Below are 25,834 nucleotides of genomic sequence, written 5' to 3' on the forward strand. Positions count from 1 at the left end.
ACCTTCTCATGTAAGCTCAGTTATGGAGCGAAAATTTAACACTTAATTTTGCTTTTAGTAATTGCCAAATACAACAAAAATCGGGCACAAAAAAAGGGAGCTTACGCTCCCATTTTTTCTACTAAGCTTGACGCTTAATACATCACCAATTATTCAGCATCTGCTGCTTTAGCGAATAATTGACGACCACGGTAGAAACCATCTTTAGTTACGTGGTGACGACGATGAGTTTCACCAGTAGCTTGGTCTACAGTTAATGCATTCTCGGTTAAAGCGTCATGTGAACGGCGCATGTCACGGCGAGAGCGACTTTTACGGTTTTGCTGAACGGCCATGATGGCTCCTTACAAAGATCGAAAAAATGGATCAGAACAAATTGAGTTGTCTTAACTGGAAATTATAACATAATTTTCAGTTAAGTTTACCTTTCAAACTTGCCAAAACATCAAACGGATTATCACGTTTTTCTTCAGCAATGTTCTGAATGGCAGGTTGATGCTTATGCTCGCAAGCATCATGCTTAGGAGATAAAGGCAACAACAATAACAATTCATCTTCTATAAGTGTCAGTAAATTAGCCGTCGCTGGCGAGTCATAATCGCCTTTGCTGGTGGCTTCACTTTCACCTAATACAATGAAATCAGCATCCTCATCCAAGCGCTCTATCAGTGACTCATCATCCACAAGAGCTAGATGAAAATCTGAAACGAGGTCTATTTCTACAGAACCCAAGCAACGCTGGCATTCCATTGGAACTTTCGTTTCAATATGACCATCTAGCCATGCAATGCGATGATACGCATCCATTGATAGCTTACAGTCTATGTTAACCAATTGATCATCAATTGATCCAACAGCTTCACGGGCGATACGAGCAAAGCGAGACAATGGCAGGTTACCTGACCATGTAAAGCCCTGTTCAGCCCATTTAAACGGCTCAATCTGTGCCGGAAAGGTATTTGCTGACATAATTAAGGCGGCAATTCTACAAATTCATCAGTACTCTGTCAAAGATTAAGATACAATTTTGTACTTATTTAGACAGACCAATTTTGGGTAACACAGTCATGCATCTGTTGCAGCCGCAAACAGAAGTGAATTTTTCATCACTTGTGAGCACACTTCCAACCACCAATTCTGACACTTCGCCCCCCCAAGTGCAACTCTCGGACTGGGCCAAACTGAATACAGAAGCGGAACAGGTGGACTGGCTCATCTTACACTTTAATCACTGGTTTTCCCACCTAAATGTGAACTTGGTCAAAGGTGACTTTGAACCTGAGTACTTTCCTGCAACAACAGGCCAACCTGCACGAATTCAATTTGCGCATGGCTTCTTTAATAGTGCACTGCATGAAATTAGCCACTGGACCATTGCAGGTGAACAACGCCGCCTATTGTCCGATTTAGGCTATTGGTATGCCCCCGATGGTCGCACTCAAGAACAACAAGCCTTGTTTGAACAAGTCGAAATAAAGCCACAGGCGATAGAATGGCTGTTTGCTCAAGCATTTGGGCGTAAATTCCGTGTGTCTTTAGACAACCTAACGGGTGAAGGTGGAGATGGCAGCACTTTTAAAGACAATGTCTTTGCACAAGTGCAGCGTTATTTTAATGGCGAAGCCAAATTACCACGCGATGCAAAACGCTTGATTGAATGTATTTGTTACTGCACCCGAGGTGGCAAAACATTACAAATTGAAGAATTTGAACGTAAAAATCTAGATTAAATGCAATAAAGCATGGGGCAATGATTGCAAGCGACATCCATCCCCTTTCATAATGAAGCGACGAACACAATTACGCACTGAGGGAATTCATATGTTGCATTTAAGAGTACATCCTGAAAATCCGCAGCCGCGTCTTATCAGCCAAGCGGTTGAACGCATACGCGCGGGCGATGTGGTGGTTTATCCAACCGATGCTGCCTATGCAATTGGTTGCCAGATTGGTAACAAAAATGCGATGGAGCGCATTTCACAAATTCGTGGTTTAGGTGCTAAACACCAGTACGCCATTATTTGTGCCGATTTATCGGATATTGCCACCTACGCCAAAGTGGACAATGCCATGTATCGTCTGCTGAAAAACAATACGCCTGCGGTCACCACATTTATTTTACCTGCGACCAGTGAAGTTCCGCGTCGCTTGATGCATCCCAATAAAAAAACCATTGGTTTGCGTATTCCAAGCAACCCCATTTGTCGCATGCTGCTTAAAGAATTAGGCGAACCTTTACTGACCAGCACCCTGATTTTACCGGGGCAAGAAGACCCTTTAGATGATCCATACGAGATTGATCTACAACTCAACAAACGTATTGATGTACTGATTGATGGTGGCTTAGGCACACTTAGCACCACCAGTATTATTGATTTATCGGGCGACAACCCGCAAATTGTGCGTCGTGGTGTGGGAGATGTGAGTGCTTTTGAATAAGCATTCACTACCTTCAAAGTGATTGACAGCACGGCAGTTTAAAAGCCTTGCTTGCATGAATTAAACCGATGACTTTATTTCAGGTATTGTTAAATTTGCAGCAGTTCTCGGATGAGATGCACATTTATGTGCAACATCCTTGGACATTAGAGTCCGATGCAATCGTATGTTCCAAAACTGCATTCACAGCAACAATGCCTGAACCTCCCGCTACTTATACTTATTTTTAGATGCAGCATTATGCAAAGCACTTTTGGCACAATCAGAAAGCCGTAATCTTTGCCTGCAAGATAGCTGCATGGCAATGATTGAATACGCATTACAGAATAAACAGAAATAAATACTTAAAGATTGAATGAGTTAATTTTTACAACTTGCCTTAAATCTCCCTCAATCCCGATTTATTTTAGGCTTTTTTTGATATTTGGTCGTAGAACAGATTTATTTCAATCACGATATCCTTTAGACTAGCCGCTATTAATTCTGAGCTATTTCTCCATCTCCTTCTTATCTGAAGCGGAAATAGCATTTGCATGCTTTTGAAAATTCGCGTGGCCCAACACTGTAATGAATCAATCCCTCCACAATGCGATGGAACCTGCCCAACACATTCGTGTGTTAGATGAGTGGCAAGAGTCGATTCCTGAGGATTTGTATATTCCTCCTGCAGCATTTGAAATTCTGTTAGAGCATTTCGAAGGACCACTCGACTTTTTAATTTACTTGATTCAAAAAAATGGCTTCGATTTACTTCAGTTAGATATTGCCCCGATTGCATCGCAATATTTGTCGTATATGGATGCCATGAAATCGCTAAATATTGAACTGACTGCCGATTATATGGTGATGGCTGCACTATTGGCCGATTTAAAATCACGGCTGTTATTGCCAAAAGCACCAAGCGCCAGTGCAATTGAGAAAGACCCGAAACAAGAGCTGATTGACCGCCTAGAAACATATTTAAGAGTCAAGCAAGCGGCGGAACGCCTTGGGCAAATGCCAGTTTTAGAACGTGATACCTTTGCCACCAATGTTGGCTTAGGACACACTGCTGTGAATAATGTCGGCTATGCGGCCGATCAATTACGTGATGCGTTGTTCTGCATTTTTAACCGTCCTGAACCTGTGACCCATCAAATTTTGCAAGAACCTGTTTTGCTCGAAGAACGAATTGCGTTTATTGAAGCTAAACTCGCCTCGGGTGAAATTCTCAGTTTTGATGCGCTACTCAAGCCAAGTCAGGGGCGAATGGGTATGGTGGTGACATTTATGGCTATTTTAGAACTGACTCGCCAGCAAAAAGTGTGCATTATCAGCAGTGGTATTGAAGCACCATTGAGTATTCAAGGGGCGCAGGCATGAACTCAGAACAGATTGTTTCAAACCTGTCTGAAGGTGAGCAACAGCATGAATTGCTAATGCAACTCGAAGCAATTATTTTTGCCAGTGACAGTGCTGTGTCTTTAGCACGTCTGAAAGAAGCGTTTCAAGATAAGTACAGCAAAGCGCAATTGCGCCAGTTTTTACAACAATTGGCCATGTTACAACATGGTCGCTCGATTGAACTGATCGAAACCGCACAAGGTTTCCGTTTTCAGGTGCGGGCAAAGTATCGTACAATTATTACACAGGTATGGCCTGAACGTCCGACCCGACTTTCACCCTCACTGCTAGAAATACTGGCGGTGATTGCCTACCACCAACCTGTGACCCGTGCAGATATTGAACAAATTCGCGGAGTATCAAACAATAGTCAAATTTTACGTACATTGTTTGATTGGAACTGGATTAAAGAATCAGGTTTCCGAGAACTCCCAGGAAGACCTGCGTTGTTGGTTACAACGCCTCAATTTTTAAATGCGTTTGGCTTGAATTCCTTAAGTCAATTGCCTCCCCTACAGGATGCCAAGGAAGCTTTCATGGCACTCGATGCATCTGCGTCTGTGTCTTGAATAGGTAAACTGTTGATGATCATTTCTAAGGTTATGCTGTCATGAGTGAAAAGTTGCAAAAGGTACTCGCACGAGTAGGCTTGGGTTCTCGCCGTTATATGGAAGAAGTCATTGCCGCTGGTCGTGTGAGTGTCAACGGCCAAGTTGCCCAAGTGGGTGAACGTATCGAACCAGGTGATGAGCTTCGCATCGATGGTCGTAAAGTTCAGTTCCAAATTGAAGATGAAATTCGTCGTCGTGTTCTGATTTACTACAAACCAGAAGGCGAAATTTGCTCACGCAACGACCCAGAACAGCGCCCAACTGTATTTGATAACCTGCCTGCAATTGCCAATGATCGTTGGGTAATGGTTGGTCGTCTGGACATTAACTCGACAGGTTTATTGCTATTCACCAACGATGGTGAATTAGCCAACCGTTTAATGCACCCATCGAACGAAATTGAACGTGAATATGCAGTTCGTGTGATGGGTGAAGTGACACCACAACTGAAAAACAACATGCTGCGCGGCGTAGTGCTAGATGATGGCCCTGCCAAGTTTGAATCTTTCTCTGAAATTGGCGGTGATGGTATTAACCGCTGGTATCAAGTGGTGGTAAAAGAAGGTCGTAACCGCGAAGTTCGTCGTATTTTTGAATCACAAGGTCTGAAAGTCAGCCGTCTATTGCGTACCCGTTACGGCACGGTAATTTTACCGCGTGAATTACGTACAGGTCGCTGGATGGAATTGGATAAAAATGACATCGATAACCTTGCCAAAGCGGTTGAGTTAAAACCACGTCAAGGCACAGGTTTGTACGGCATGGCAAAACGTCGCAATGAGCGTATGCAGGAAAAACCGTTGGCAGCACGTCGTGGTGGTTTCTTGCGTCAGCAACGTCGTGACACCGAAGAAGCTGCACAAAACACAGGTTTTGCACCGCGTGAACGTCGTCAGGACGGTAACAGTTACGGCAACCGCGAACCACGCCAAGACGGTAACAGTTACGGCAACCGTGAGCGTCGTCAAGATGGTAACAGCTATGGCAACCGCGAACGTCGCCAAGATGGCAACAGCTATGGCAACCGTGAACGTCGCCAAGATGGTAACAGCTATGGCAACCGTGAACGTCATCAAGATGGCAATAGCTACGGCAACCGAGAACCACGTCAGGATGGTAACAGCTACGGCAACCGTGAACGCCGTGACGAAAATGCACCACGCAAACCGTTTGGCAATAAAAGCTTTAAAAAATTCTAAAAGCTGAAATACGCCAAATTGATAAAAAGCCACACGTTCATGTGTGGCTTTTTTATTGGGCAAATTGGTTGGACAAAAAATAATAAAAATTAAATATTTGGCAATACAGGAATTTCAATCCACTGTGCTTTTGGAAAGCTTTTTGACAAATAATTTTTTAAATATTTGGCAGTATCCTGCGAAATTAAAGGGTCTTGTGATTCATCGTTCAAATTATATGCCAATGCATGTAAATTCAAACCACGTGTTTTTAAAGCTTCCAAACTGAGCAAAGTGTGGTTAATACTGCCCAAACGCCCAGAACTCACCAAAATAACAGGATATTGTTTTTGCTCAATATAGTCGATGGTGAGTAGGTCTGTGGTCAGCGGCACCATGAGTCCACCCGCACCTTCTAATAATACTGCATCATACTTTGCTGCCAGTTGCGCAGTCGCAGCCTCAATTTTAGCAAAGTCAATCTCACGACCATCAATTTGTGTAGCCAAATGCGGTGAAGCAGGATAGCTAAAAATTTCAGGCATGGTGAGTTTGTCATCATCTTCAGGCAACCATTCACTGCCCATAATTTTACGATGCTGCTCAATATCTTCTGAAACGTCTTGATTGCCCGTTTGAATCAGCTTTTGGGTAATGGTCTGAATACCCTGTTCATTCATGGTCTTGGCCAAATAACCTGTGGCATAGGTTTTGCCAATCCCTGTATCAATACCACTCACAAAATAGACTTGAGCTGTCATGGCATTCTCCGTGCAAGACAATAAATAGGATGATACATGAGCGTATAACTTTTTTGCTGTGAGCTATGCTGCTGACTAAACTGTTCATAGCCCCGATAAAATTCGGTTAAAGTCGTTTTGTTCCAACGCTGCCCTTGTGCTGTACCCGTGACACCTGTGGCTTTTAAATGCTGCAAAATCTGTTTGGGATGTTCAAAACTTAATGATTCAAGCTGCTCTGAACAGTGTAATACTTCAAAGCCCTGCTGTTTAAGCTGTTGTTGTAACGCATCCATACTCAAATAATGTAAGCCTTGACCTGTTAATTGCTTAATTTCAGTCAAGTTTTGAGGGCCAAACGTCGAAAAGCACAAATACCCTTGCGGCTTTAACGCTTGATTCGCCTTGCGCAATAATGCTCCAAAATCTTCCACCCATTGCAAAGCCGAACTCGAACAAATTAAATCCAAAGACTGCGGAAAATCGAGCTGTTCTATATCGCCAATTAAGCCATGAATTTGCGTACTAGTTGTTTGAGGATGATGCAGATACGCATGCAACACTTCGGCATATAAATCATTTAAAGTCAGCTGTTGAATTTGAAATTCACGCAGTAGCAAGTCGGTTAAATTCCCTGAACCACAGCCGATTTCCAAGACGTTTTCAAAGCAAAGCTGAGATTGATCTGACAACTTTTGCTGTACAACATATTGCTGCATTTTTGCCATTAACTGCTGACAAATTTGCTGCTGTACCACGGCATGCGTTTTATAACTCTGATGAGCGCGGGCAAAACGCTGTGCCACTTGTGCCTTATCTATACGCATACGCACACTCAAAGCAAATCCAGTAACTGTGTTAAATCTGCCGTTTCAAATTGCGTATTTAAACAAATCCGCAGTCGTGAGCTGCCTTGCGGTACAGTCGGCGGACGTACAGGCATCACATAAAAACCTGCAGTCTGTAACTGTTGGGCTTTGCTTACAGTTGCAGTAGAGTCGCCAATAATCACAGGTACAATTTGCGAAGTCGATGGGCAGGTAAAACCTTTGGCCTGAATCCCCTGCTGCATATATAAGCTCAAAGCAGCCAAATGCTGACGCTGTGTCTGCATGTGCACAATCTGATTCAGCATAAACTGCGTCCATGCCATACAAATAGGTGGCTGTGCGGTACTAAAAATTAGCGGGCGCATTCGATTAATCAGGTAATCGCGGATAATCGGATCACAGATCAAATATCCCCCAACTGAAGCAACAGCTTTACCAAACGTCCCGACCAGAAAATCAATGGCATCAATCACGTCATATAGTTCGGCACAGCCCAAACCTTGCTGCCCACGCACACCAATCGCATGTGCTTCATCGACATATAACATAACTTTGGCAAACTGCTGTTTCAGCGCGACCAATGCGGCTAAATCAGTTTCATCACCATCCATACTAAAAATGGATTCAGTCACCACAATAATGCGTTCATAATTGTCATCAGCATGATATTGCGTCAGCAATTGCTGCAAATGTGCCAAATCATTATGCCGATAACGCAAATATTTTGCAGATGACAAACGAATGCCATCAATCATGCTGGCATGTACCAGTTTATCGGCCAAAATTAGGGTTTTCGCATCTGCCAATGCAGGTAAAATACCAATATTCATGTGATAGCCGCTATTAAACAGCAAGGCAGCTCGCCCATGAAATAATTGCGTTAATGTGGCTTCAAGCTGTTCATAGGCAGGGAAATTTCCAGTCAGTAAACGTGATGAAGATGCACTCATTAAACGCTGTGCATTCGGTGTTTCATCAAAAAACTGTTCACGTAAGCGCAAATCAGAGGCTAAACCCAAATAATCATTGGAAGATAAATTCAGCATCTGCTGTTGCTGAATTTCAATCGTTTTACCTTGCTGTTGATTGCTGCGAAACTGACGAAAATTGCCCTGTTGGCGAAGCTGATCAAGCTGTTCTGCATAGTGATCGAGTAAACTCATGCGCTCGCTCCTTGCATGCCTGCCACCACCTCAGCCAATTGCTGCAATAAAGTATTTAGTTCTGCTGCTGTAATCACATACGGCGGCATCACATAAACCAATTTACCAAATGGACGCACCCAAATACCGCGTTGCACAAATTCTTGTTGCAAGCTTTGCATATCGACAGCATGTTTAAGTTCTACCACACCAATTGCACCTAAAACCCGCACATCCTGCACCCATGCCAAATTAGCCAATGGCGTTAAATGCTGTTCAAGTTGCTGCTGAATGCGTTGAATATTGGCTTGCCAGTCTTGTTCTAATAATAATTGGGTACTTTTTACTGCAACCGCGCAAGCCAGTGGATTTGCCATAAAGGTCGGGCCATGCATAAACACACCTGCCTCACCCTGCGAAATCATTTCTGCAACATGCTTCGTGGTCAATGTGGCAGACAAAGTCATATAACCGCCTGTCAGCCCTTTGCCGATACACATAATATCGGGTTCGACCTGAGCATGTTCCCATGCAAACAACTTGCCTGTACGCCCAAAACCTGTGGCAATTTCATCAAAAATTAACAACACATCATATTGCTCACAAAGCAATTTGGCTTGACGCAAATATTCAGGATGATAAAAGCGCATGCCGCCTGCACCTTGCACAATCGGCTCAATAATCATGGCGGCAATCTGTTGATGATGCTCGGCCAAACTTTGTGCCAATTCTGCAATATCGGCAGGATTCCACTCTTGGTCAAAACCTGTTTGTGGTGCAGATACAAAATAACGACGCGCCAAACTTGAGCCAAAAACCTGATGCATCCCTGTAACAGGATCACAAACCGACATGGCATTCCATGTATCGCCATGATAGCCAGAACGGGTGGTAATAAAATTGGTTTTTTCAGTTTTGCCTTGTGCAGTCCAGTATTGCACCGCCATTTTCAGCGCCACTTCAACGGCGACGGAGCCTGAATCTGCATAAAAAATTTTATCTAAACTCGGTGGGGTAATTTCGAGCAGCAAACGCCCTAACTCAATGGCAGGACGATGGGTCAATCCACCAAACATGATATGCGCCATACTGTCGAGTTGCTCGGTCACAGCACGGTTCAGTTTAGGATGGTTGTAGCCATGAATCGCACACCACCACGATGACATGCCATCAATCAACTGGCGACCATCTTCAAGTTCAATGGTGCTGCCAAATGCCCGCTTAACCTTAAAGGTTGTTAAGGGCTGAGTCATAGAGGTGTAAGGATGCCAAAGATGTTCACGATCAAAAGCCAAATCCATCTGTTCTGTCATCCCACCATCATCCTTGATCTTGTAAAAAACTTGATGTGCTAAATCTTAAACCTGTCTACAGATAAAATAAATTGCGAGATTTGTCACTTATGGACCTGTTGGCGGGTTTTTCTGTAAATATTGGCAGATTTTGCTAGTCAACTCATCGGCATGGAACAATGGCAGCCCATGCGAGCCTTGCAAAACATCTACGCTTAAAAACTTTGCAGCTAAATTTTGCAGTTTAGCTGCAACTTTGCAATCAACTAAAACATCCTGCTCGGCAAAAAGATGATACTGCAGACCTGTATAATTTTTAAGCTTAGTCACCAAGTTTAAGTTTTCCAATAAATCCAAACCGTGTTGAAGCAAAGATTGCGGCTGTGGCTGAACCAAACTTTGTAATTGTAATAGGTCGGTTTTACTACCAGTGACACCTTGACACACCATAAAACCAAAACGCTTTAGGGTCAGAATTGGGTCTTGTGCAAAAGATTGTTTAAACTGGGCAAACGTGGCTTGTGGCATAGCGGTATCCCAATCGGCTTGTGCAACAAAACACGGATTGGATGCAATGGTAATTAAGGTTTTATATCCTGCATATTGGCTGGCAATCGCATCGACCAGTAGCGTTGCCAATTGCCCACCCAGTGACCAGCCCATAATTACATCAAACTGACGTGCAAATTCAACCTGTTGCTGCATGACTTGAGCATCAGTAGCGTTAAAAATATTGATGAGCTCAACCCGAAAACCTTGTGCAGTTAAGGCTTGCTGTAACGGATTTAAGAGTGCAGTACCACCGCCCCAGCCTGTAATCAATAAAATCTGTTGTTGCACGTGGCTTGCTCTCAAGTTAGAAAATCACCTCAGTATAATACTGAATCGGCTCAATCGACATCTGCAAAGCACCAAGATACATCCTTAAAAAAACCAATTGATATAAAAAAGCCAATCTATAAAAACCGATCTATAAAAAAACCCGACTTATCATAAATCGGGTTTTGGTCTATTTTGCTTTGATCAGATTACATTTGCGATTGAATGTAGTTTTGTAAACCAATCAATTCAATTAAACGTAATTGTTTTTCCAACCAGTACGTATGATCTTCTTCTGTGTCGGTCATTTGCTGACGCAACATATCACGGCTGACATAATCGCCTTTTTCTTCACACAATTTTACGCCTTGCGCCAATTTTTCACGTACTTCGTATTCCAGTTTTAAATCGGCTTTTAAGCAAGACACCACATCTTCACCCACGTCGATGTCATCGCGCTGCATATTTGGAGTGCCTTCAAGGAACAATACACGACGAATTAAAGCATCGGCATGCTGCGCTTCTTCCTGCATTTCATGGTCAATGCGCTCAAAAATTTTGCTTAAACCCCAATCTTCATACATACGCGAATGAATCAGGTATTGATCGCGAGCAGCCAGTTCGCCACCAATCAACATATTTAAATAGTCTACGACTTCTGGATTGCCACGCATTTGCTGTACTCCCTTTCTTAATCCAGTCATTATGGACACATTCAGGCAAAATTGCAAAAGTTAATTATTGTAAACCCATGATTTTTATAAAATTAAAATGAGAAACATACGCATTTGCAATATAACTTAAAAATTCCCATATATAAAACAACTGCTTGGCAAAACTTAGCTTTAAAAATGACAATACAATGATTTTGCATCATTTTGTAAATATTGAAAGAAACCATACTTTGACGCTCAAGTATCGTAAAAAACGCCTAAAAAGCGGATTTTAAAACCCAGCTGCTTTATGATAGTCACGAGTTCCATCACTTTCTTAAAATAATGACAAATCTAAATACATCTGCACCCATTTTAGTCACAGGCGCAACAGGCTATATTGCCAGTTGGGTCATTAAAAACCTGCTTGAACAAGGACATACCGTACACGCGACGGTGCGTGATCTGAATAAAACCCACAGTTTTCAACATCTGACTGATATCGCGGCAAAAAGCACAGGCAACTTACAATTATTCCAAGCCAACTTACTTGAAGAAGGTGCTTTTGATGCCGCCATGCAAGGTTGTGAAATCGTGCTGCACATGGCCTCGCCTTTTGTGGTCACCAATTATAAAGATGCAGTTAAAGACATTATTGAACCTGCCGTCATAGGCACCGAAAATGTATTAAACAGCGTTAATCGTACTGCATCGGTAAAGCGTGTAGTGGTGACTTCAAGTATTGCTGCAACCTATGGCGATGCGATTGATATTTTAAATACGGCCAATAATCGCTTTGATGAAAGTCACTGGAATACTAGCAGCAGCCCTGAGCATCAGCCTTATCCTTATTCAAAAGTGGCAGCTGAACGCAAAGCTTGGGAAATGGCAAAGGCACAAAACCGCTGGGATTTGGTCTGTATCAACCCTGCTTTGGTGCTTGGCCCATCGTTGACCAAAAACACCCAATCGGGCAGCGTGGAAGTGTTATTGCAGTTTGCCAACGGTATGACCTTGGCAGGTGTCCCTGCTATGTGGAATGGCATTGTCGATGTGCGTGATGTTGCCGATGCTCACATTCAGGCCGCATTCAACCCTGCTGCTGAAGGTCGCTATATTATTAGCGGTGGCACACTCAGCTTATTGGAAATGGGCAAAATTTTAGCGCAGCACTTTGGACGTAAATACCCTTTCCCACGCAATCAGTTACCTAAATTTGCCTTTAAAGCCTTTGGCCCTCTACTTGGTTTTTCCCGTAAATTTGTGGAACTGAATATGGGCTACCCAATTTATTTTAATGCGGAAAAAAGTCAGCGTGAATTGGGTATGCACTACCGCAATATTGAAACCAGTCTAGTCGAACATTTTCAGCAACTCATTGATGATGGCATTGTGAAGAAACGTTAAACCTTCGACTTCTCTCAGTAAAAACCAAGGCACTTCATCGTTGAAGTGCCTTTGTACCTATTAGTGGATAAAATGTAGGATGATGCTTATTCAAGCACACCATATTCCTGCATCAGCTGAATAAACTCAGCTTCATTCATGACCTGCACACCCAACTTCTCGGCTTTTTCCAGCTTTGAGCCAGCTTTCTCACCCGCCACGACACATTTGGTTTTACCCGAAACACTACCACTCACCCGTGCACCCAAAGCCTGCAACAACTGAGTCGCTTCATCGCGTCCCATTTGGCTCAACGTCCCTGTAATCACCCAACTTTCACCATTCAAAGGCTGACGTGTCGGTGCAATCGGAGCATCCCAATGAATGCCTGCAGCTAATAAACGATCCAACACTTCTAAATTATGCGGCGCTTGGAAAAAGTCCAAAATCCATTCTGCCGTAATATCTCCCACATCTGGAGTTTTCTTTAACGCTTCTAAATCAGCTTCACGCAAAGCCTCTAAAGTCTGAAAAGTATTGGCAAGCATCCGCGCGGTGGTTTCGCCCACACCACGAATTCCCAAGGCATAAATAAACGCAGCCAAAGTAGTTTTTTTGCTGTTTTCAATCGAGTCAATCAAGTTTTGAACCGACTTCTCACCCATTTTTTCAATGCCGAGCAAAGTGTCGCGGTGTTCGTGTAAATGATAAATATCAGCCACATTTTGTAGCAAGTTCAGATGCAGTAATGACTCCACCCAACGATCACCCAAACCTTCAATATCCATGGCTTTACGTGACACAAAATGACGAATCGCTTCAATACGCTGTGCCGCACAATACAAACCGCCTGAACAACGCGCCAAAGCCTCACCTTCAGGCATCACCACAGGCGAATCACACACAGGGCATTGTTCAGGTAAATGCACTTCTTGCGCATCGGCAAGGCGAAATTCAGGCCAGACTTTTTCAACTTTGGGAATCACATCACCACTACGGTAAACACTGACCGTATCGCCTAAACGCACATCCAAACGGTGAATTTCACCAATATTATGCAAAGTAACATTGGATACCGTCACACCACCTACCGCAACGGGGTTTAAACGTGCCACAGGCGTCAACGTACCTGTGCGCCCCACTTGCCAATCAATATTTTCAATGGTGGTTAAAGCGGCAACTGCAGGGAATTTATAGGCAGTCGCCCAGCGCGGCTCACGACTTAAAAAGCCCAATTGCTGTTGCTGTTTCAAGTCATTGACCTTGACCACCATGCCATCAATTTCAACGCTTAAATTCGGACGCTCAAGGTTAATTTGCTCATAGGCCGCCTGAACATCTTGAATGCTCTTGCAGACAAAATGACGTTCGCCAATTTCAAAACCAAACTGCCCCAACCATGCCAAACTGTCGGACATGGTGCTTTGTCCATGAGGCGGCACACATTGCGCAATGCCATAAGCATAGAATGCTAAAGGACGTGAAGCCGCAATATTCGGGTCTAACTGACGTAAACTGCCAGCTGCTGCATTGCGTGGATTGGCAAAAGTTTTTTCACCTTTGGCTGTATTGGCAGCGTTAAGTTTTTCAAAGCCAAGTTTTGGCATCAGCACTTCGCCACGCACTTCCAAAAATTCAGGAATGGCAGTTGCATCCGCACTCAAGACTTTAGGCAAATTACGGATGGTTTTGACATTGTGGGTAATATCTTCTCCAGTTTCGCCATCACCACGGGTCACACCACGCACCAATACCCCATGCTCATACCAAAGCGAAATGGCCAGACCATCAAATTTGAGTTCAACATCGTATTCAATATTTTGGTTAGGCAAGCGCTCTTCAACACGTCTTGCAAAGGCAAATAATTCCTCCTGATTAAAAACATTGCCTAAAGACAGCATCGGTACAGTGTGGGTCACACTGGTAAATTTCGCCAAAGGCGTACCACCGACTTTATTGGTTGGGGTATCTGGCTGCACCAAATCTGGATATTGCTGTTCTAGCGCTTTGAGCTGATGGAAAAGCTGATCATATTCACTGTCTACAATTGTCGGTTGATCCATCACATAATAGGCATGATTGTGCTTGGCAAGCAGTTGAATCAATTGACGCATTTGCGCCACGACAGTTAAATCTACAGACATATTTTCCACCATAAAAAAGGGCGGTCTTGTTCCGCCCTTCTGTTTCTATGTAGCCGAGGCTACCATTTTGCTGACAGCATTATAAAAATGCCTACCACAAGTTGCAATTTATCTCAGATCACTTTGATCAATAATACTCTACGCAACTCTGCTTACACTGCGCACAAATACAGCATGTTAGCTATGACTTGCCTGACCCGCACGATAATCAATCGCTTGATGACGCCAGTGCTCACGTAATTGTGGGGTAAATTCCAAATGGTTTTGGTCATAGACCGTACCATCAATTTCACGCGCAATCAGTCCCGAAATACTAACCATGGTGTCAAAAGCATTTTGCACATCGCTATGCGGTAAAGCGAGGAAAAATGCCAAACCTTTAACCTGTTCAGTCGATAGCGTTTCTAAATCAAAGCCATCTGCACCTTCATCATTAATTTGTAGCACAGAGAATAATAGCTTAGTGCCATCTTCGTTATAACGATGGAAACACGACATTTCACCGAAACGTAAACCATATTTCATCAAGACTTTTAAGGCTTTATCGCCCGAAAGTATGCGACGTTCAGGGAAGACATTCAGCGCGATAAAAGATTCAGCGGTTGCCAAGGCACTTTCTTCATCCATGATTTTTTGTTCATACAAATGCGAATCTAAAATGCTGCTTTCTTCATTAAATTCTGAAATTTCGGCAGTTTCAATGTGTTGATTCAGGCTGTATTCAGTCGAAGCTTTGTTTTGCTCGACAGTCTGCGCATTCGGTTCAGTTTCTACAATCACTTGCTGAATTTCATCCGATAATGAATATTCTGAAGTTGTCGCTGTCGGGCTTGGCGTGTCTTGTGCAACTTCAGACTTCGATATCGTTGTGGATGGATCAAGCTCAGAATTTTCTGTATTTGCCTGCAAACTCGGTTCAACTTTGTCAGTTTCTGTGCTTGAAGAAGCCACGACATCATCCGTTAAAGCCTGTGGTTCAGACTTGGCAGGCGCATCTTGCGTAACTTCATCTACCGTTAAAGTCGGCTCCACACGCGGTGGCGTAGCGTCGCTTTGCAATTGGTCACGTACATGGCGTGGAATAATCGGTTTTTGGCTTTCTGCATTAAATTGCAGTTCCGAATCTAAGGATGGCGCTGAATCTACAGGTTTTTTTAGAATCATTTTCAAACCAAACGCCATGATCACAATAGCGATGACAATTCCAACGATTGTGGTGATTTCCATATTATGCCTCCGCGACTAGGCCGTATTCTGCGGCTTCTTCTAAATTTACGGTTACTAATTTTGAGGTTCCCGGTTCAGGCATGGTAACACCTAAGAGGTCGGTTGCCATCGTCATAGCAAGTTTATTATGTGTAATGTAAATGAATTGCACTTGTTCAGAAAGTTCTTTTACTAAATTACAAAAGCGCCCCACGTTAGCATCATCTAACGGTGCATCAACTTCATCGAGTACGCAAAATGGCGCTGGGTTTAAACGGAAGATTGCAAAAACCAAAGCCAAAGCTGTCAGTGCTTTTTCACCCCCTGAAAGTAAGGCCAAAGAACTGTTGCGCTTACCCGGTGGACGCGCCATCAATTTCACCCCAGATTGCCAGTCATCTTCCAAGCTCAGACTCGCTTCACCGCCATTAAAGACTTTAGGAAACAACTCCTGCAATTCGGTATTCACCTGATCAAAAGTATTCATAAACAGTTTACGAGTTTCCTGATCAATACTTTTCATTGCCGCCTGTAACTGCGAAACGGTATTTTCCAAGTCTTCAATTTGATGGCTTAATTCTGCAAAACGGGCAGATACTTCTTCATATTCTTCCGAAGCCGCCAAATTGACCGCACCCAATTTATCAAACTGTTGCTGCGCTTTCGCCAGTTTTTGTTGATGCGCAGCGACATCAATCTGCAAACCTGTGATGATCTCGCTGTTTAAATCTTTTAACAGTTCAGAATAATGCTGATAGTCCGACTTGGCCGACTGCCACGCCAAACGCTTTTCTTCAAGCTGTGCACGTAGCTGCTCATCTTGCTGCTGCTGTTGCTGGCGCTGTTCGGTCAATTGCTGCTGTTTGGACTGCACACTGTTCAATTCCACTTGCCATTCCTGCCAAGTTTTTTGCAGCTTTTCAGTCTGCTGCTGCTGCTCTGAAAACTGAGTTTCCAAGTCAGGCAATTCCAACTGAACAGGATCGACAAACTTTTTGGCTTGTTCCATTTGCGCCACAATTTGTTGATATTGTGCTTTTAAGAAAGTGGCATCTTTTTCTAACAGTTCAATTTGCTGCTGAGTTTGTACCGCTTGACGACGTAACAGATCCACTTCTTGTTGCTGCTGCTGAAACTGTTGCTGTGAACTATCCAGCTGCTCATTCAGCTGCTCGACCTGAAATTGCAAGATTTTATACTGCGGTAAGGCTTGCTCAAGTTTAAAAGCCAAAGCATGCAAATCAATTTCCAGATCATCTTTTTGCATGGCATCTTCTTCAAGCTGCTCATCTAATTGTGCCAATTGATGCTGTAATTGCTGTTGCTGTACTGCAAAAGCCTGTGCCGCACTTTCGGCTTTCGCCATTTGCACATCTAGCGTTTGCAAGGCTTGCTGTTGCTGTTTGAGCTGTTGCTGTTGTTGCTGCAATTGCTGCTGCAACTGTTTTACCTGTTGCTGCAATTCAGGCAGTTGCTGTTCTGCTTGCTCATATTGTGGCAGTTGCAACGCCAACGCCTGTTCAATTTCATCCAAGCGAATCCGGTGGCTTAATGCCCCTTGCCCTGCCTGTGCCGCTTCATCATAAAACAGCCCGATTACCCAGTCTGCTCCCACATGATAACCATCTAAACTAAGGATAGACTGCCCTGCTTGTAATTGCACTTGCAATGCCAAAGCCTGCGATAAACTTTCTGTAATTGCGACACTTTGCCACAAGCTACTTTGCGGTGAAGCAATCCAGTCACTTAAACATTCACAGCCAGACAATTGCATGGCCGATGTTTGGTGATCTATAACAGCATTAACTTTTAACTGACGTGCGCAGCTGTCCTGAAAGGTACTATTTAAATCGACCAGCTGTGCAGACAGCCATTTAGATAAAAACTTTTCAATCAAACTGGCATATGCTTTGGCTGTATCTGCAAGTTGTAATACTTGCATCAACTGCACTACATCGTTTGCCACTTTGGGGCTTTGCTTAATAAGCAATTGATTTAGATTTTTCTGCTCAGACTGCAAAATCTGAATTTCGGATTTCAGCGCTGCACACTGGGTTTGGTGCGCTTGATACTGTGCCTGCAAGGTACTCAGTTGCAGCGTAGTTTCCTGAATACGCTGTTCTGAAACGCCCAATTCCATCTGCAAACGCTGCTTTTCATCGTGTAATTGCTGCAGGTTGTCTTGCCCATCCTGCTGCTGAATTTGTGCAAACTGCTGTGTCAGGGTTTGTTTTTGCTGTTCAATACGGCTGATATTTTTGGCTAACTGCTCACTTTGCGCCTGCATGTGCACATGCTTTTGTTGTTGCTGTTCTACTTGCGCTTTGACTTGGGCATATTGTGCAGCTTGGGTTTGTTGCTGTGCTTTTAAATCCTGAAATTGCTGGCTCTGCTGCTGCGCCAAATGATCTTGCTGCTGTAGATTTGCCTGTTGGTTTTCTTGCTGATCGACCAAACTCTCTAGCTGCAATTCAATCAACTGCAAACGCTCTTTGGTTTGTGCTTTTTGTTGTTCAAGCTGCGATAAAGTCGCGGTATTTTGCTGAAACAAACTTTGTTTTTGTTCCAAAGTCATTTTCAGTTCAGCCAGTTCCTTTTCTGCCTGTTGCCATTCTTGCTGTAGCGGTGTCGATTGCTGAATCAAACGCTGAAACAACTCACTGGTCGCAGTTAAGTCATGTTCCAAAGTGGTCAGCTCAGAGCGCACCAATTTAAAACTTTCCCCTAACTCATTCATACTCAGGGTATATTCTTGCTGTAAACGTGCACTTTGTTCACACTGAAAAGACAACACTTCGACTTTAATGGTGCGAATTTCGCTCTCAAGCGCTTTGTATTGAATTGCTGTTTCTGACTGACGTTTTAAGGTTTTTAATTGCGATTTTAGTTCTGAAGCAATATCTTCCAAACGCGCCAAGTTCTGCGTGGTGTGATCCAAATGCAGCATGGTTTCACGACGACGCGCCTGATAACGTGACACGCCTGCCGCTTCTTCAATAAACACCCGCATTTCTTCAGGTTTGGCATCAACCAAACGATTAATCATGCCCTGTTCAATAATTGCATAAGAACGCGGGCCTAAACCTGTACCCAGAAAAATATCGGTGATGTCACGACGACGACACTTGGTTCCATTTAAAAAATATTCAGACTTACCATCACGGTTGACCTGCCGACGTACCGACAGTTCATTATAGGCGTTATAAGCACCGCCCAATTTGCCATAGGTATTGTCAAAACGCAGTTCAACACTGGCTACGCCTACAGGTTTGCGTTTGGCTGTTCCTGTAAAAATCACGTCCTGCATACTGCCGCCACGCAACTGGCGCGCACTAGATTCGCCCATCACCCAACGAATGGCGTCAATCACATTGGATTTACCACAACCATTCGGCCCCACCACAGCGGTACGGTTGGCTTTAAAATGTAAGGTCGTACTGTCGGCAAAAGATTTGAAGCCAGAAAGTTTTAAACTGCTTAAACGCATAATGTCCCAATTAACGGCGTGAACGTCTTGCCCATGCAAGCTCGATCTGTTTCATACGGGTCAGAGATTCCAACACCAAGTTGCGCAAGTGTCGGCAAAAATCTTCCATAAATAAAGTGGCTTGTTGTGATTTTCTGCTTAAAATTGCATCACTCACCAGTTTAAATAATTCAAAAGATTCTTGTAACTCCCGACGCGAAGTATTTAAGGTCAAAAAGTAACTGCGTCTTAACGATGGCAATAACTCTTGATAGAACTTCATTAAATATAAATTTCCCACCATATCAGGCTGCCGCGCCAGATATTGAAAAATTAAATCATAAAATTTTTCGGTATTGCCCAAGCGACATTGCTCTGCCAGTTGCAGCAAAAGTTGTTGTAAGGCTTCGGCTTCATGTACGCGCCACGTGTCAGCAATACGCTGCACAATATAACCCAATAACAAACTGCTACTGTCAAACAAAGCACGGACTTGCTGTGCCGACATTTCCGACACAATTGCACCACGACGTGGAAAAATTTCAATCAGATGAGTACGTTGCAATAACAACAGCGCTTCACGTACCGAACCACGACTCACGTCCAGTTCTTTGGCGATGCGCAATTCCTGAATACGCTCACCTTCAACCAAATCACCGCTAATAATCTGTTCTGCGATGTGTCGGGCAATTTGTTCCGATAAACTTTCTGATTCTTGTTGTTGCATACTGTTCCTATCTTGTTTTTATAAGATGCAGTGATGAAAATTCGGAGCTACTCTCATTTAAGACATCTCAGGATCATCCTTCGACTGCAAGCATAGCTCCGATACAAGCATCTTTCTTTTTACTGCGAAACAGATCACAACGCCATGACATTGTCCGACAATTTCATGGCGCTAGAGCCAATTTTACATGGCTTAAAACAAAGAAAATAGCGACTCAACTTAGAAAAATACTCGCATACCCTGATATACAAAATAACAGCCAACGGTGGTCAGCAAGCAGGCAAAACATTTTTTCAACATCGCTGGCGATAACAAATGTGCCACTTTCGCACCAACTTTGGCAGTAATAAAGCTCATCACACTAATGCCTATAAATGCATAAATGTGGATATAACCAATGGTATTGGGTACTGCAACTTCGGCTTGCTTACCAAACCACATAAAGCCTAATGCGCCCGCCACCGCAATTGGCAAACCACAAGCGGCTGAGGTTGCTACCGCTTTTTGCATGACCACGCCATAACGGTTTAAGTACGGCACTGTTAAACTGCCACCGCCAATCCCAAAAATTGCAGAGGCAATGCCAATCCCACCGCCCGCCATGACTTGCTTTGCAGTTGAAGGCAAATGATGTGAAGGATCAACCGCAATATTTGCGCCTCTAAACATCTTAAAAGCCACCCACAGTGCAAAACCGCCAATTAATAATTGTAAGCCTTGCCCCGAAAGGAAATCGGCAATACCTGCACCAACAAATGCACCCACAATTAAACCAGGCGCAAGATTACGAAATACAGGCCACATCACCGCACCTTTTTTATGGTGTGCCGTAACTGAGCTGATCGAAGTTACAATAATGGTTGCCAATGATGTCCCCACCGCCATGTGCATTAACACCGATGGGTCATAATTGAGTTGAGTGAACACAATATATAAAATTGGCACAATAATTAAGCCGCCGCCCACGCCAAACAGCCCTGCTGCAAATCCAGCAATTGCACCAATCAATAAATATATGATTAACTCCATAAATATATTCCACTATTTGTAAATTCGTATGGATGTAGAAACCCGACAACTGCAACAACAACTCACAGAAGCAGGACAGCTTCCAGAAGTACTCATCCTGAAGCCGATTACCACTTCCACCAATGATGATGTACGGGAAATTGCACAAAAAGGTGTGCAGAGTGTCTTGGTATGCAGTACCAAACAAACGCATGGTCGAGGACAACGTCAACGGCAATGGGTATCACCCGAAGGGAACATCTATTTAAGCACATTGCTAAATTTACGAACACCTGTAAATGGGCGTTTGGCTTTAGAAATTGCGTTAAATATCTTGCAAATGCCGAGTCTACAGGCGCTGAATCTACAAGTAAAATGGCCAAATGACTTATACAGCCCGCAAGGCAAATGGGGCGGCATCTTAATTGAGCCAATTTCTGCACAGCAAGTCATTGTTGGGGTTGGGCTTAATCTTGCACCTGTCAGCTCAGCAGTTATTGATCAAAAAACCACATCTTTAACCGAACTGGGTTTGGTATCTATTGATCGTGTGCGCCTGATCGCAGAGCTTTATCTTGCCATTCAACAAGCCTGCGACTGGTTTAATCACGATTGCTATAATTTGGCATCTCGCTTCAATCATCATGCCGCATTTATGCAACAACAAGTTGAATTTGAACATTTTAAAGGTACTTGTCAGGGTACTTTTTTAGGCATTCAGGATGATGGCGCAGTGCAAATTGAAACGGCACAAGGGCTTGAAGTTTTTTATCAGGGACGTTTACGCCCTATCGATCATGCCGAGTCATCTTCATGAAAAATTTATGGCTAGATATTGGTAACACCCGCCTGAAATATTGGGTCACAGAACAAGACCGCATCATCGAACATGAAGCAGAATTGCATTTGCAATCTCCTGCCGATTTGTTGCTGGGTTTGATTCAACACTTTAAAAGTCTGAATGTGCATAAAGTAGGCGTGTCATCGGTACAAGATCAGAAGAATAATCAACGCATTCACTTGATTTTAAAAACCCTGAATGTGCCTGTGATTTATGCCAAAGTGCATGCAGATTATGCAGGTTTGCATTGTGAATATGATATTCAACAATTGGGGATAGACCGCTGGTTGCAAGTGCTTGCCGTGGCAAATGACCCACAAGAAAATTATTGTGTCATTAGTTGTGGTACGGCGCTGACTATTGATTTGGCGGATGGACTGACGCATTTAGGCGGCTATATTTTACCGAACTTATATTTGCAACGTGATGCACTGATTCAAAACACCAAAGGCATTAAAATTCCCGATGCTGCATTTGATGAACTCACCCCAGGACGCAGCACCATTGATGCTGTTCATCATGGTATTTTACTCGGCTTGCTCAGCACCATTGAGCATGTAATTCGACAGTCACCACGTAAACTGATTTTAACGGGTGGCGATGCACCGCTGTTTGCCAAATTCTTGCAGCAATATCAACCGCAAGTCGAGCAAGATTTATTGCTCAAAGGTTTGCAGCGTTATATTCAATATGCAACCCATGAAGTGCACTAAAAACCAAACATTGCTCTATCTACGCTGATAAATCTTTCGGTGTAGCTGTCATCTACGAATAAAGAACAACAAAAAAGCAGGCGCATTTTTATGCGCCTGCTTTTTTAACACTTTGATTCTAAGATGTTTTTAACAATTATTTCTTGGTTGGGTCGTTGCCACCAAACAATGGCCCCATACCGCCGCCACTGAATTGCTTTTGTAAACCGCCCAGTGAACGCATCATTTTTGCCATGCCCGATGGATTGGCAAATTTTTTCATCATTTTTGCCATTTGTGCATGTTGCTTGATCAACTTATTCACTTCTGACACATCCATACCACAACCCGCAGCAATACGTTTTTTACGGCTTGGATTCATCAGGTCTGGGTTACGACGCTCTTTGATGGTCATCGACTGGATAATCGCTTCCATCTTTTTCACTTGCTTTTCAGGATTGGCTTGCGCAATTGCATCTTGAATACCTGAGTTGCTCATGCCAGGCAACTTGTCTAAGAAGCCCATCATGCCGCCCATTTTATTCATTTGTTCAAACTGCATCAGCATATCTTCAAAGTTGAAGCTGCCGCCTTTTTGCAGTTTTTTCGCCATTTTTTCGGCTTTTTCTTTGTCGATTTTACGTTCAACTTCTTCGACCAAAGACAGCACGTCACCCATGCCCAAAATACGTTGTGCAACACGTTCTGGGTGGAATGGCTCTAGGGCATCGAGTTTTTCACCCATCCCCAAGAATTTAATTGGTTTACCCGTAATCGCACGAACTGAAAGTGCTGCACCACCGCGCGCATCACCATCAGTTTTAGTAAGGATTACACCTGTTAATGGCAAGGCATCATTAAAGGCTTTGGCTGTATTTGCCGCATCCTGACCCGTCATGGCATCGACCACGAACAAGGTTTCAGTCGGTTTAATCGCTGAATGTAATGCCTTGATTTCATCCATCATGTCATCATCGACGTGCAAACGACCTGCAGTATCGACAATTAACACATCAGCAAACTGAATTTTTGCCTGTTCGATGGCACGGTTGGCAATATCGACAGGGTTTTCATTGGCATTTGAGTCAAAGAAAATTGCGCCAACTTCGCCTGCAACCGTTTGTAGCTGTTTAATTGCCGCAGGACGGTAAACGTCGGCAGATACCATCGCTACTTTTTTCTTCTGACGTTCTTGTAAGAAACGTGCCAATTTTGCTGCAGTGGTGGTTTTACCCGCACCCTGCAAACCTGCCAGTAACACCACAACCGGTGGCTTGGCAGCAAGGTCAAGGCTTTCATTGGCCTCGCCCATCATTTTTGTGAGTTCGTCATAGACAATTTTGACAAACGCCTGACCAGGGGATAACTGAGTCATCACTTCCTGACCCAATGCCTCTTCCTTAACTTTCGCGATGAATTCACGAGTTACAGGTAACGCCACATCGGCTTCAAGAAGTGCCATACGTACTTCACGTAACGTATCTTTAATATTGTCTTCGGTTAGCTGCCCTGAGCCAGTAACATTTCTTAAACTCTGCGTGAGTCGTTCTGTTAAGGTATCAAACATTGCAAATTCCGCTTAAAATAGCCATTAGCAAAAAAATGTTTCTTTAAAATAGAAAATTTATGCACAAGATGCTATAGGATACTGTAGTTCGCATCGAATTTATATAAATGAATATTCATCATCCTGAAAAAGGTTTGACATGATCAGTCTCCCCTTGGTTTATACGATTTTAGCATTAATCGCTTATACCAGTTCTTTTTGGTATTTATTTTCACATTTAATGTCTAAACGTGCGCCAAATCACTGGTTTATTCGTTCTCTGCTCAGTTTGGGCTTATTGCTGCATGCTGCCGTGTTGTATAACGATATGTGGACGCCGATGGGTGTCAACTACAACGTGTTTAACCTAATGTCATTTACTGCGGGTTTAATGTTGTTATTGAGCTTGCTGTTCAGCAGTTACCGCCCTGTAATTGCGCTGAACCTGATTGGTATTCCTGTGGCTGCCGCAGGTTTAATCGCTGGTTTTTCATTCAGCCAACATAATTTATTTATTAACCAAAACTCGATTGGTTTAGATATTCATATTATTTTATCGCTGTCTGCTTATGCTGTATTGTTGATGGCGACCATTCATGCCGTGTTACTGTGGTTTCAAAACCGCGAACTCAAAAACAAACAAAAGCGTCGAGTTTGGGTAAATTTGCTGCCGTCTTTGCAAGATATGGAATCTTTGCTGTTTGATATGTTGATTGCAGGCTTTGCTTTACTCACAGCCGCACTAGGCTTTGGTTTCTTTACGATAGAACATTTCTTTGCACAGCATTTAGCGCATAAAACTGCCTTTAGTATAATTTCTTGGTTTGTCTATGGGGCATTGTTACTTGGACGTTATAAGTTTGGCTGGCGTGGCCAAAAAGCGATTCGCTTTACCATTATTGGTTTCTTTTTATTGGCGCTCGGTTTTATTGGTTCTAAATTTGTGTTGGAAATGATTTTGGGTAAGTAAGATATTTTTGTTTGACTTATTCAACGTGTTGGATGATCAATTATTTAAGAGCCTCGTCGAGGGGAATGAGGAGTCTAAATTAAATTGATATTTTTTTAAATTTAAAGCCCACAACAAGTGAAGTACAATCATTATTATAGTAAGTTGATATAGATAAGTTTTTTATACTCACTTATATTTTAATAGGGTCTGCTGACATTTCATAAAGGCAGCCAGAGATAAATACAAGCTTAGGAGAGTTCATGATTAACTTTGAAAGCAAATTAGAGGTATTAAGTTCAAAGCTTAAAAGTTTATCCGAATCAGAAAAGGAGTGTTTACAAGATTTAAGCTTTCCATTTATCCCTAATTTCGATGAGGACTTTAATTCATCACAAAATAGAATTTTATTGGTAGGACAAGAAACTAAAGGTTGGCAGGGTAAACTAAATAAGTTTTTAGAACCAGAGTTAGATATAAAAGGTATTATTCAAAAGAGTAAGAATCGTCATATAGAGCTTTATACAGGAACAGCAGGTCAAAGTAGTTTTCTTCAGTTTATGAAACTAATTAAAACAAACAATAACAATGAATATGTTCAGTGGCTAAACTTCTATTTATTCGATTATAAAAAGAAATCCTTTAATGAGTTTAGTAAGTTGACAAGAATAACTAATCATGCGAAAAAGTTTTTTTAGTTAACAGATGTTCACACATGCCTCGAATTGTTTCTGTACCACTTAGTTTAGAACAGCGAGAACGACTCATTTTTCTGGCCAAGC

The 25,834-nt window shown here is 43.0% G+C and carries 24 protein-coding genes and 2 pseudogenes; 12 read left to right on the top strand and 14 right to left on the bottom strand.

Going from position 1 to position 25,834, the window contains the following annotated elements; translation table 11 throughout:
- Positions 1-149: 149 nt before the first annotated feature.
- Both rpmF and FTV43_RS01670 read right to left on the bottom strand, forming a co-directional pair.
- Positions 150-335, bottom strand: a complete 186-nt coding sequence (gene rpmF, locus FTV43_RS01665; protein WP_000290730.1) for a 50S ribosomal protein L32 — start codon at positions 333-335, stop codon at positions 150-152.
- Positions 336-411: 76 nt separating this feature from the next.
- Positions 412-969, bottom strand: coding sequence for a DUF177 domain-containing protein (locus tag FTV43_RS01670; protein ID WP_104853113.1), 558 nt, complete (start codon positions 967-969; stop codon positions 412-414).
- A gap of 98 nt (positions 970-1,067) precedes the next feature.
- Here FTV43_RS01670 and FTV43_RS01675 point away from each other — a divergent pair, with 98 nt between their 5' ends.
- From FTV43_RS01675 to rluB, 6 genes and pseudogenes are all read left to right on the top strand, one after another.
- Complete coding sequence (locus tag FTV43_RS01675; protein ID WP_179994715.1) at positions 1,068-1,730, top strand: elongation factor P hydroxylase; 663 nt, start codon at positions 1,068-1,070, stop codon at positions 1,728-1,730.
- Between the two features lie 91 nt (positions 1,731-1,821).
- On the top strand, positions 1,822-2,439 hold the full coding sequence (locus FTV43_RS01680; RefSeq protein ID WP_004972336.1) for an L-threonylcarbamoyladenylate synthase: 618 nt from the start codon (positions 1,822-1,824) through the stop codon (positions 2,437-2,439).
- A 68-nt stretch (positions 2,440-2,507) separates the two neighbouring features.
- Positions 2,508-2,669: a hypothetical protein gene (locus FTV43_RS01685; protein ID WP_179994716.1), complete on the top strand. Its 162-nt coding sequence runs from the start codon at positions 2,508-2,510 to the stop codon at positions 2,667-2,669.
- 337 nt (positions 2,670-3,006) lie between these two features.
- A complete protein-coding gene (locus FTV43_RS01690; protein WP_179994717.1) occupies positions 3,007-3,801 on the top strand; it encodes a ScpA family protein in 795 nt (264 codons plus the stop codon).
- Positions 3,798-4,391 carry an SMC-Scp complex subunit ScpB gene (scpB, locus tag FTV43_RS01695; protein WP_178319276.1) on the top strand — a complete coding sequence of 198 codons (594 nt, stop codon included), beginning with the start codon at positions 3,798-3,800 and terminating at the stop codon, positions 4,389-4,391. Before FTV43_RS01690 ends, scpB begins: the two co-directional genes overlap by 4 nt.
- 41 nt (positions 4,392-4,432) lie before the next feature.
- A pseudogene (gene rluB / locus FTV43_RS01700) lies at positions 4,433-5,356 on the top strand (23S rRNA pseudouridine(2605) synthase RluB); the annotation flags it as partial.
- Between the two features lie 365 nt (positions 5,357-5,721).
- On the opposite strand, the gene bioD reads toward rluB, so the two are convergent.
- The 6 genes from bioD to bfr all read right to left on the bottom strand — a co-directional run bounded on the left by bioD (position 5,722) and on the right by bfr (position 11,108).
- Complete coding sequence (gene bioD, locus FTV43_RS01705; protein ID WP_096902081.1) at positions 5,722-6,372, bottom strand: dethiobiotin synthase; 651 nt, start codon at positions 6,370-6,372, stop codon at positions 5,722-5,724.
- Positions 6,369-7,178 (bottom strand): malonyl-ACP O-methyltransferase BioC, encoded by an 810-nt coding sequence (gene bioC / locus FTV43_RS01710; protein WP_179994718.1) that lies wholly within the window; start codon positions 7,176-7,178, stop codon positions 6,369-6,371. The genes bioD and bioC overlap by 4 nt, the downstream gene beginning before the upstream one ends.
- Positions 7,179-7,186: 8 nt before the next feature.
- Positions 7,187-8,344 carry an 8-amino-7-oxononanoate synthase gene (locus FTV43_RS01715; protein WP_179994719.1) on the bottom strand — a complete coding sequence of 386 codons (1,158 nt, stop codon included), beginning with the start codon at positions 8,342-8,344 and terminating at the stop codon, positions 7,187-7,189.
- Entirely contained in the window at positions 8,341-9,624 is a 1,284-nt protein-coding gene (gene bioA, locus FTV43_RS01720) for an adenosylmethionine--8-amino-7-oxononanoate transaminase (protein WP_179994737.1), read from the bottom strand. The genes FTV43_RS01715 and bioA overlap by 4 nt, the downstream gene beginning before the upstream one ends.
- Positions 9,625-9,723: 99 nt before the next feature.
- Positions 9,724-10,455 carry an alpha/beta fold hydrolase gene (locus FTV43_RS01725; protein WP_179994720.1) on the bottom strand — a complete coding sequence of 244 codons (732 nt, stop codon included), beginning with the start codon at positions 10,453-10,455 and terminating at the stop codon, positions 9,724-9,726.
- 188 nt (positions 10,456-10,643) lie between these two features.
- Positions 10,644-11,108 (bottom strand): bacterioferritin, encoded by a 465-nt coding sequence (bfr, locus tag FTV43_RS01730; RefSeq protein WP_004972356.1) that lies wholly within the window; start codon positions 11,106-11,108, stop codon positions 10,644-10,646.
- 324 nt (positions 11,109-11,432) lie between these two features.
- Here bfr and FTV43_RS01735 point away from each other — a divergent pair, with 324 nt between their 5' ends.
- Complete coding sequence (locus tag FTV43_RS01735) at positions 11,433-12,494, top strand: aldehyde reductase (RefSeq protein ID WP_004972358.1); 1,062 nt, start codon at positions 11,433-11,435, stop codon at positions 12,492-12,494.
- 86 nt (positions 12,495-12,580) lie between these two features.
- Here the strand turns inward: FTV43_RS01735 and ligA are convergent, their stop codons facing one another.
- The 5 genes from ligA to FTV43_RS01760 all read right to left on the bottom strand — a co-directional run bounded on the left by ligA (position 12,581) and on the right by FTV43_RS01760 (position 21,045).
- Positions 12,581-14,617 carry an NAD-dependent DNA ligase LigA gene (gene ligA / locus FTV43_RS01740; RefSeq protein WP_179994721.1) on the bottom strand — a complete coding sequence of 679 codons (2,037 nt, stop codon included), beginning with the start codon at positions 14,615-14,617 and terminating at the stop codon, positions 12,581-12,583.
- Between the two features lie 177 nt (positions 14,618-14,794).
- Positions 14,795-15,844 (bottom strand): cell division protein ZipA C-terminal FtsZ-binding domain-containing protein, encoded by a 1,050-nt coding sequence (locus FTV43_RS01745; RefSeq protein WP_179994722.1) that lies wholly within the window; start codon positions 15,842-15,844, stop codon positions 14,795-14,797.
- Between the two features lies 1 nt (position 15,845).
- Complete coding sequence (gene smc, locus FTV43_RS01750; protein ID WP_179994723.1) at positions 15,846-19,310, bottom strand: chromosome segregation protein SMC; 3,465 nt, start codon at positions 19,308-19,310, stop codon at positions 15,846-15,848.
- Between the two features lie 10 nt (positions 19,311-19,320).
- Positions 19,321-20,016, bottom strand: coding sequence for a GntR family transcriptional regulator (locus FTV43_RS01755; RefSeq protein ID WP_179994724.1), 696 nt, complete (start codon positions 20,014-20,016; stop codon positions 19,321-19,323).
- A 219-nt stretch (positions 20,017-20,235) separates the two neighbouring features.
- The gene (locus FTV43_RS01760; RefSeq protein WP_004972366.1) at positions 20,236-21,045 is read right to left on the bottom strand and encodes a sulfite exporter TauE/SafE family protein; all 810 of its coding nucleotides are present in this window, start codon (positions 21,043-21,045) and stop codon (positions 20,236-20,238) included.
- A 28-nt stretch (positions 21,046-21,073) separates the two neighbouring features.
- On the opposite strand from FTV43_RS01760, the gene FTV43_RS01765 reads away from it, so the two are divergent.
- A complete protein-coding gene (locus FTV43_RS01765; RefSeq protein WP_179994725.1) occupies positions 21,074-21,841 on the top strand; it encodes a biotin--[acetyl-CoA-carboxylase] ligase in 768 nt (255 codons plus the stop codon).
- Complete coding sequence (locus FTV43_RS01770) at positions 21,838-22,578, top strand: type III pantothenate kinase (RefSeq protein ID WP_004972372.1); 741 nt, start codon at positions 21,838-21,840, stop codon at positions 22,576-22,578. Before FTV43_RS01765 ends, FTV43_RS01770 begins: the two co-directional genes overlap by 4 nt.
- A 136-nt stretch (positions 22,579-22,714) precedes the next feature.
- On the opposite strand, the gene ffh is transcribed toward FTV43_RS01770, so the two are convergent.
- Positions 22,715-24,124, bottom strand: a complete 1,410-nt coding sequence (ffh, locus tag FTV43_RS01775; protein WP_096902093.1) for a signal recognition particle protein — start codon at positions 24,122-24,124, stop codon at positions 22,715-22,717.
- A gap of 139 nt (positions 24,125-24,263) precedes the next feature.
- Here ffh and FTV43_RS01780 point away from each other — a divergent pair, with 139 nt between their 5' ends.
- The 3 genes and pseudogenes from FTV43_RS01780 to FTV43_RS16145 all read left to right on the top strand — a co-directional run.
- The gene (locus FTV43_RS01780; RefSeq protein ID WP_179994726.1) at positions 24,264-25,073 is read left to right on the top strand and encodes an inner membrane protein YpjD; all 810 of its coding nucleotides are present in this window, start codon (positions 24,264-24,266) and stop codon (positions 25,071-25,073) included.
- A 242-nt stretch (positions 25,074-25,315) separates the two neighbouring features.
- Entirely contained in the window at positions 25,316-25,750 is a 435-nt protein-coding gene (locus FTV43_RS01785; RefSeq protein ID WP_179994727.1) for a hypothetical protein, read from the top strand.
- 17 nt (positions 25,751-25,767) lie between these two features.
- Positions 25,768-25,834, top strand: a pseudogene (locus FTV43_RS16145) (helix-turn-helix domain-containing protein); the annotation flags it as partial.

Origin of the sequence: Acinetobacter sp. YH16053 (assembly GCF_013417035.1) — a bacterium.
Lineage (GTDB): Bacteria > Pseudomonadota > Gammaproteobacteria > Pseudomonadales > Moraxellaceae > Acinetobacter > Acinetobacter towneri.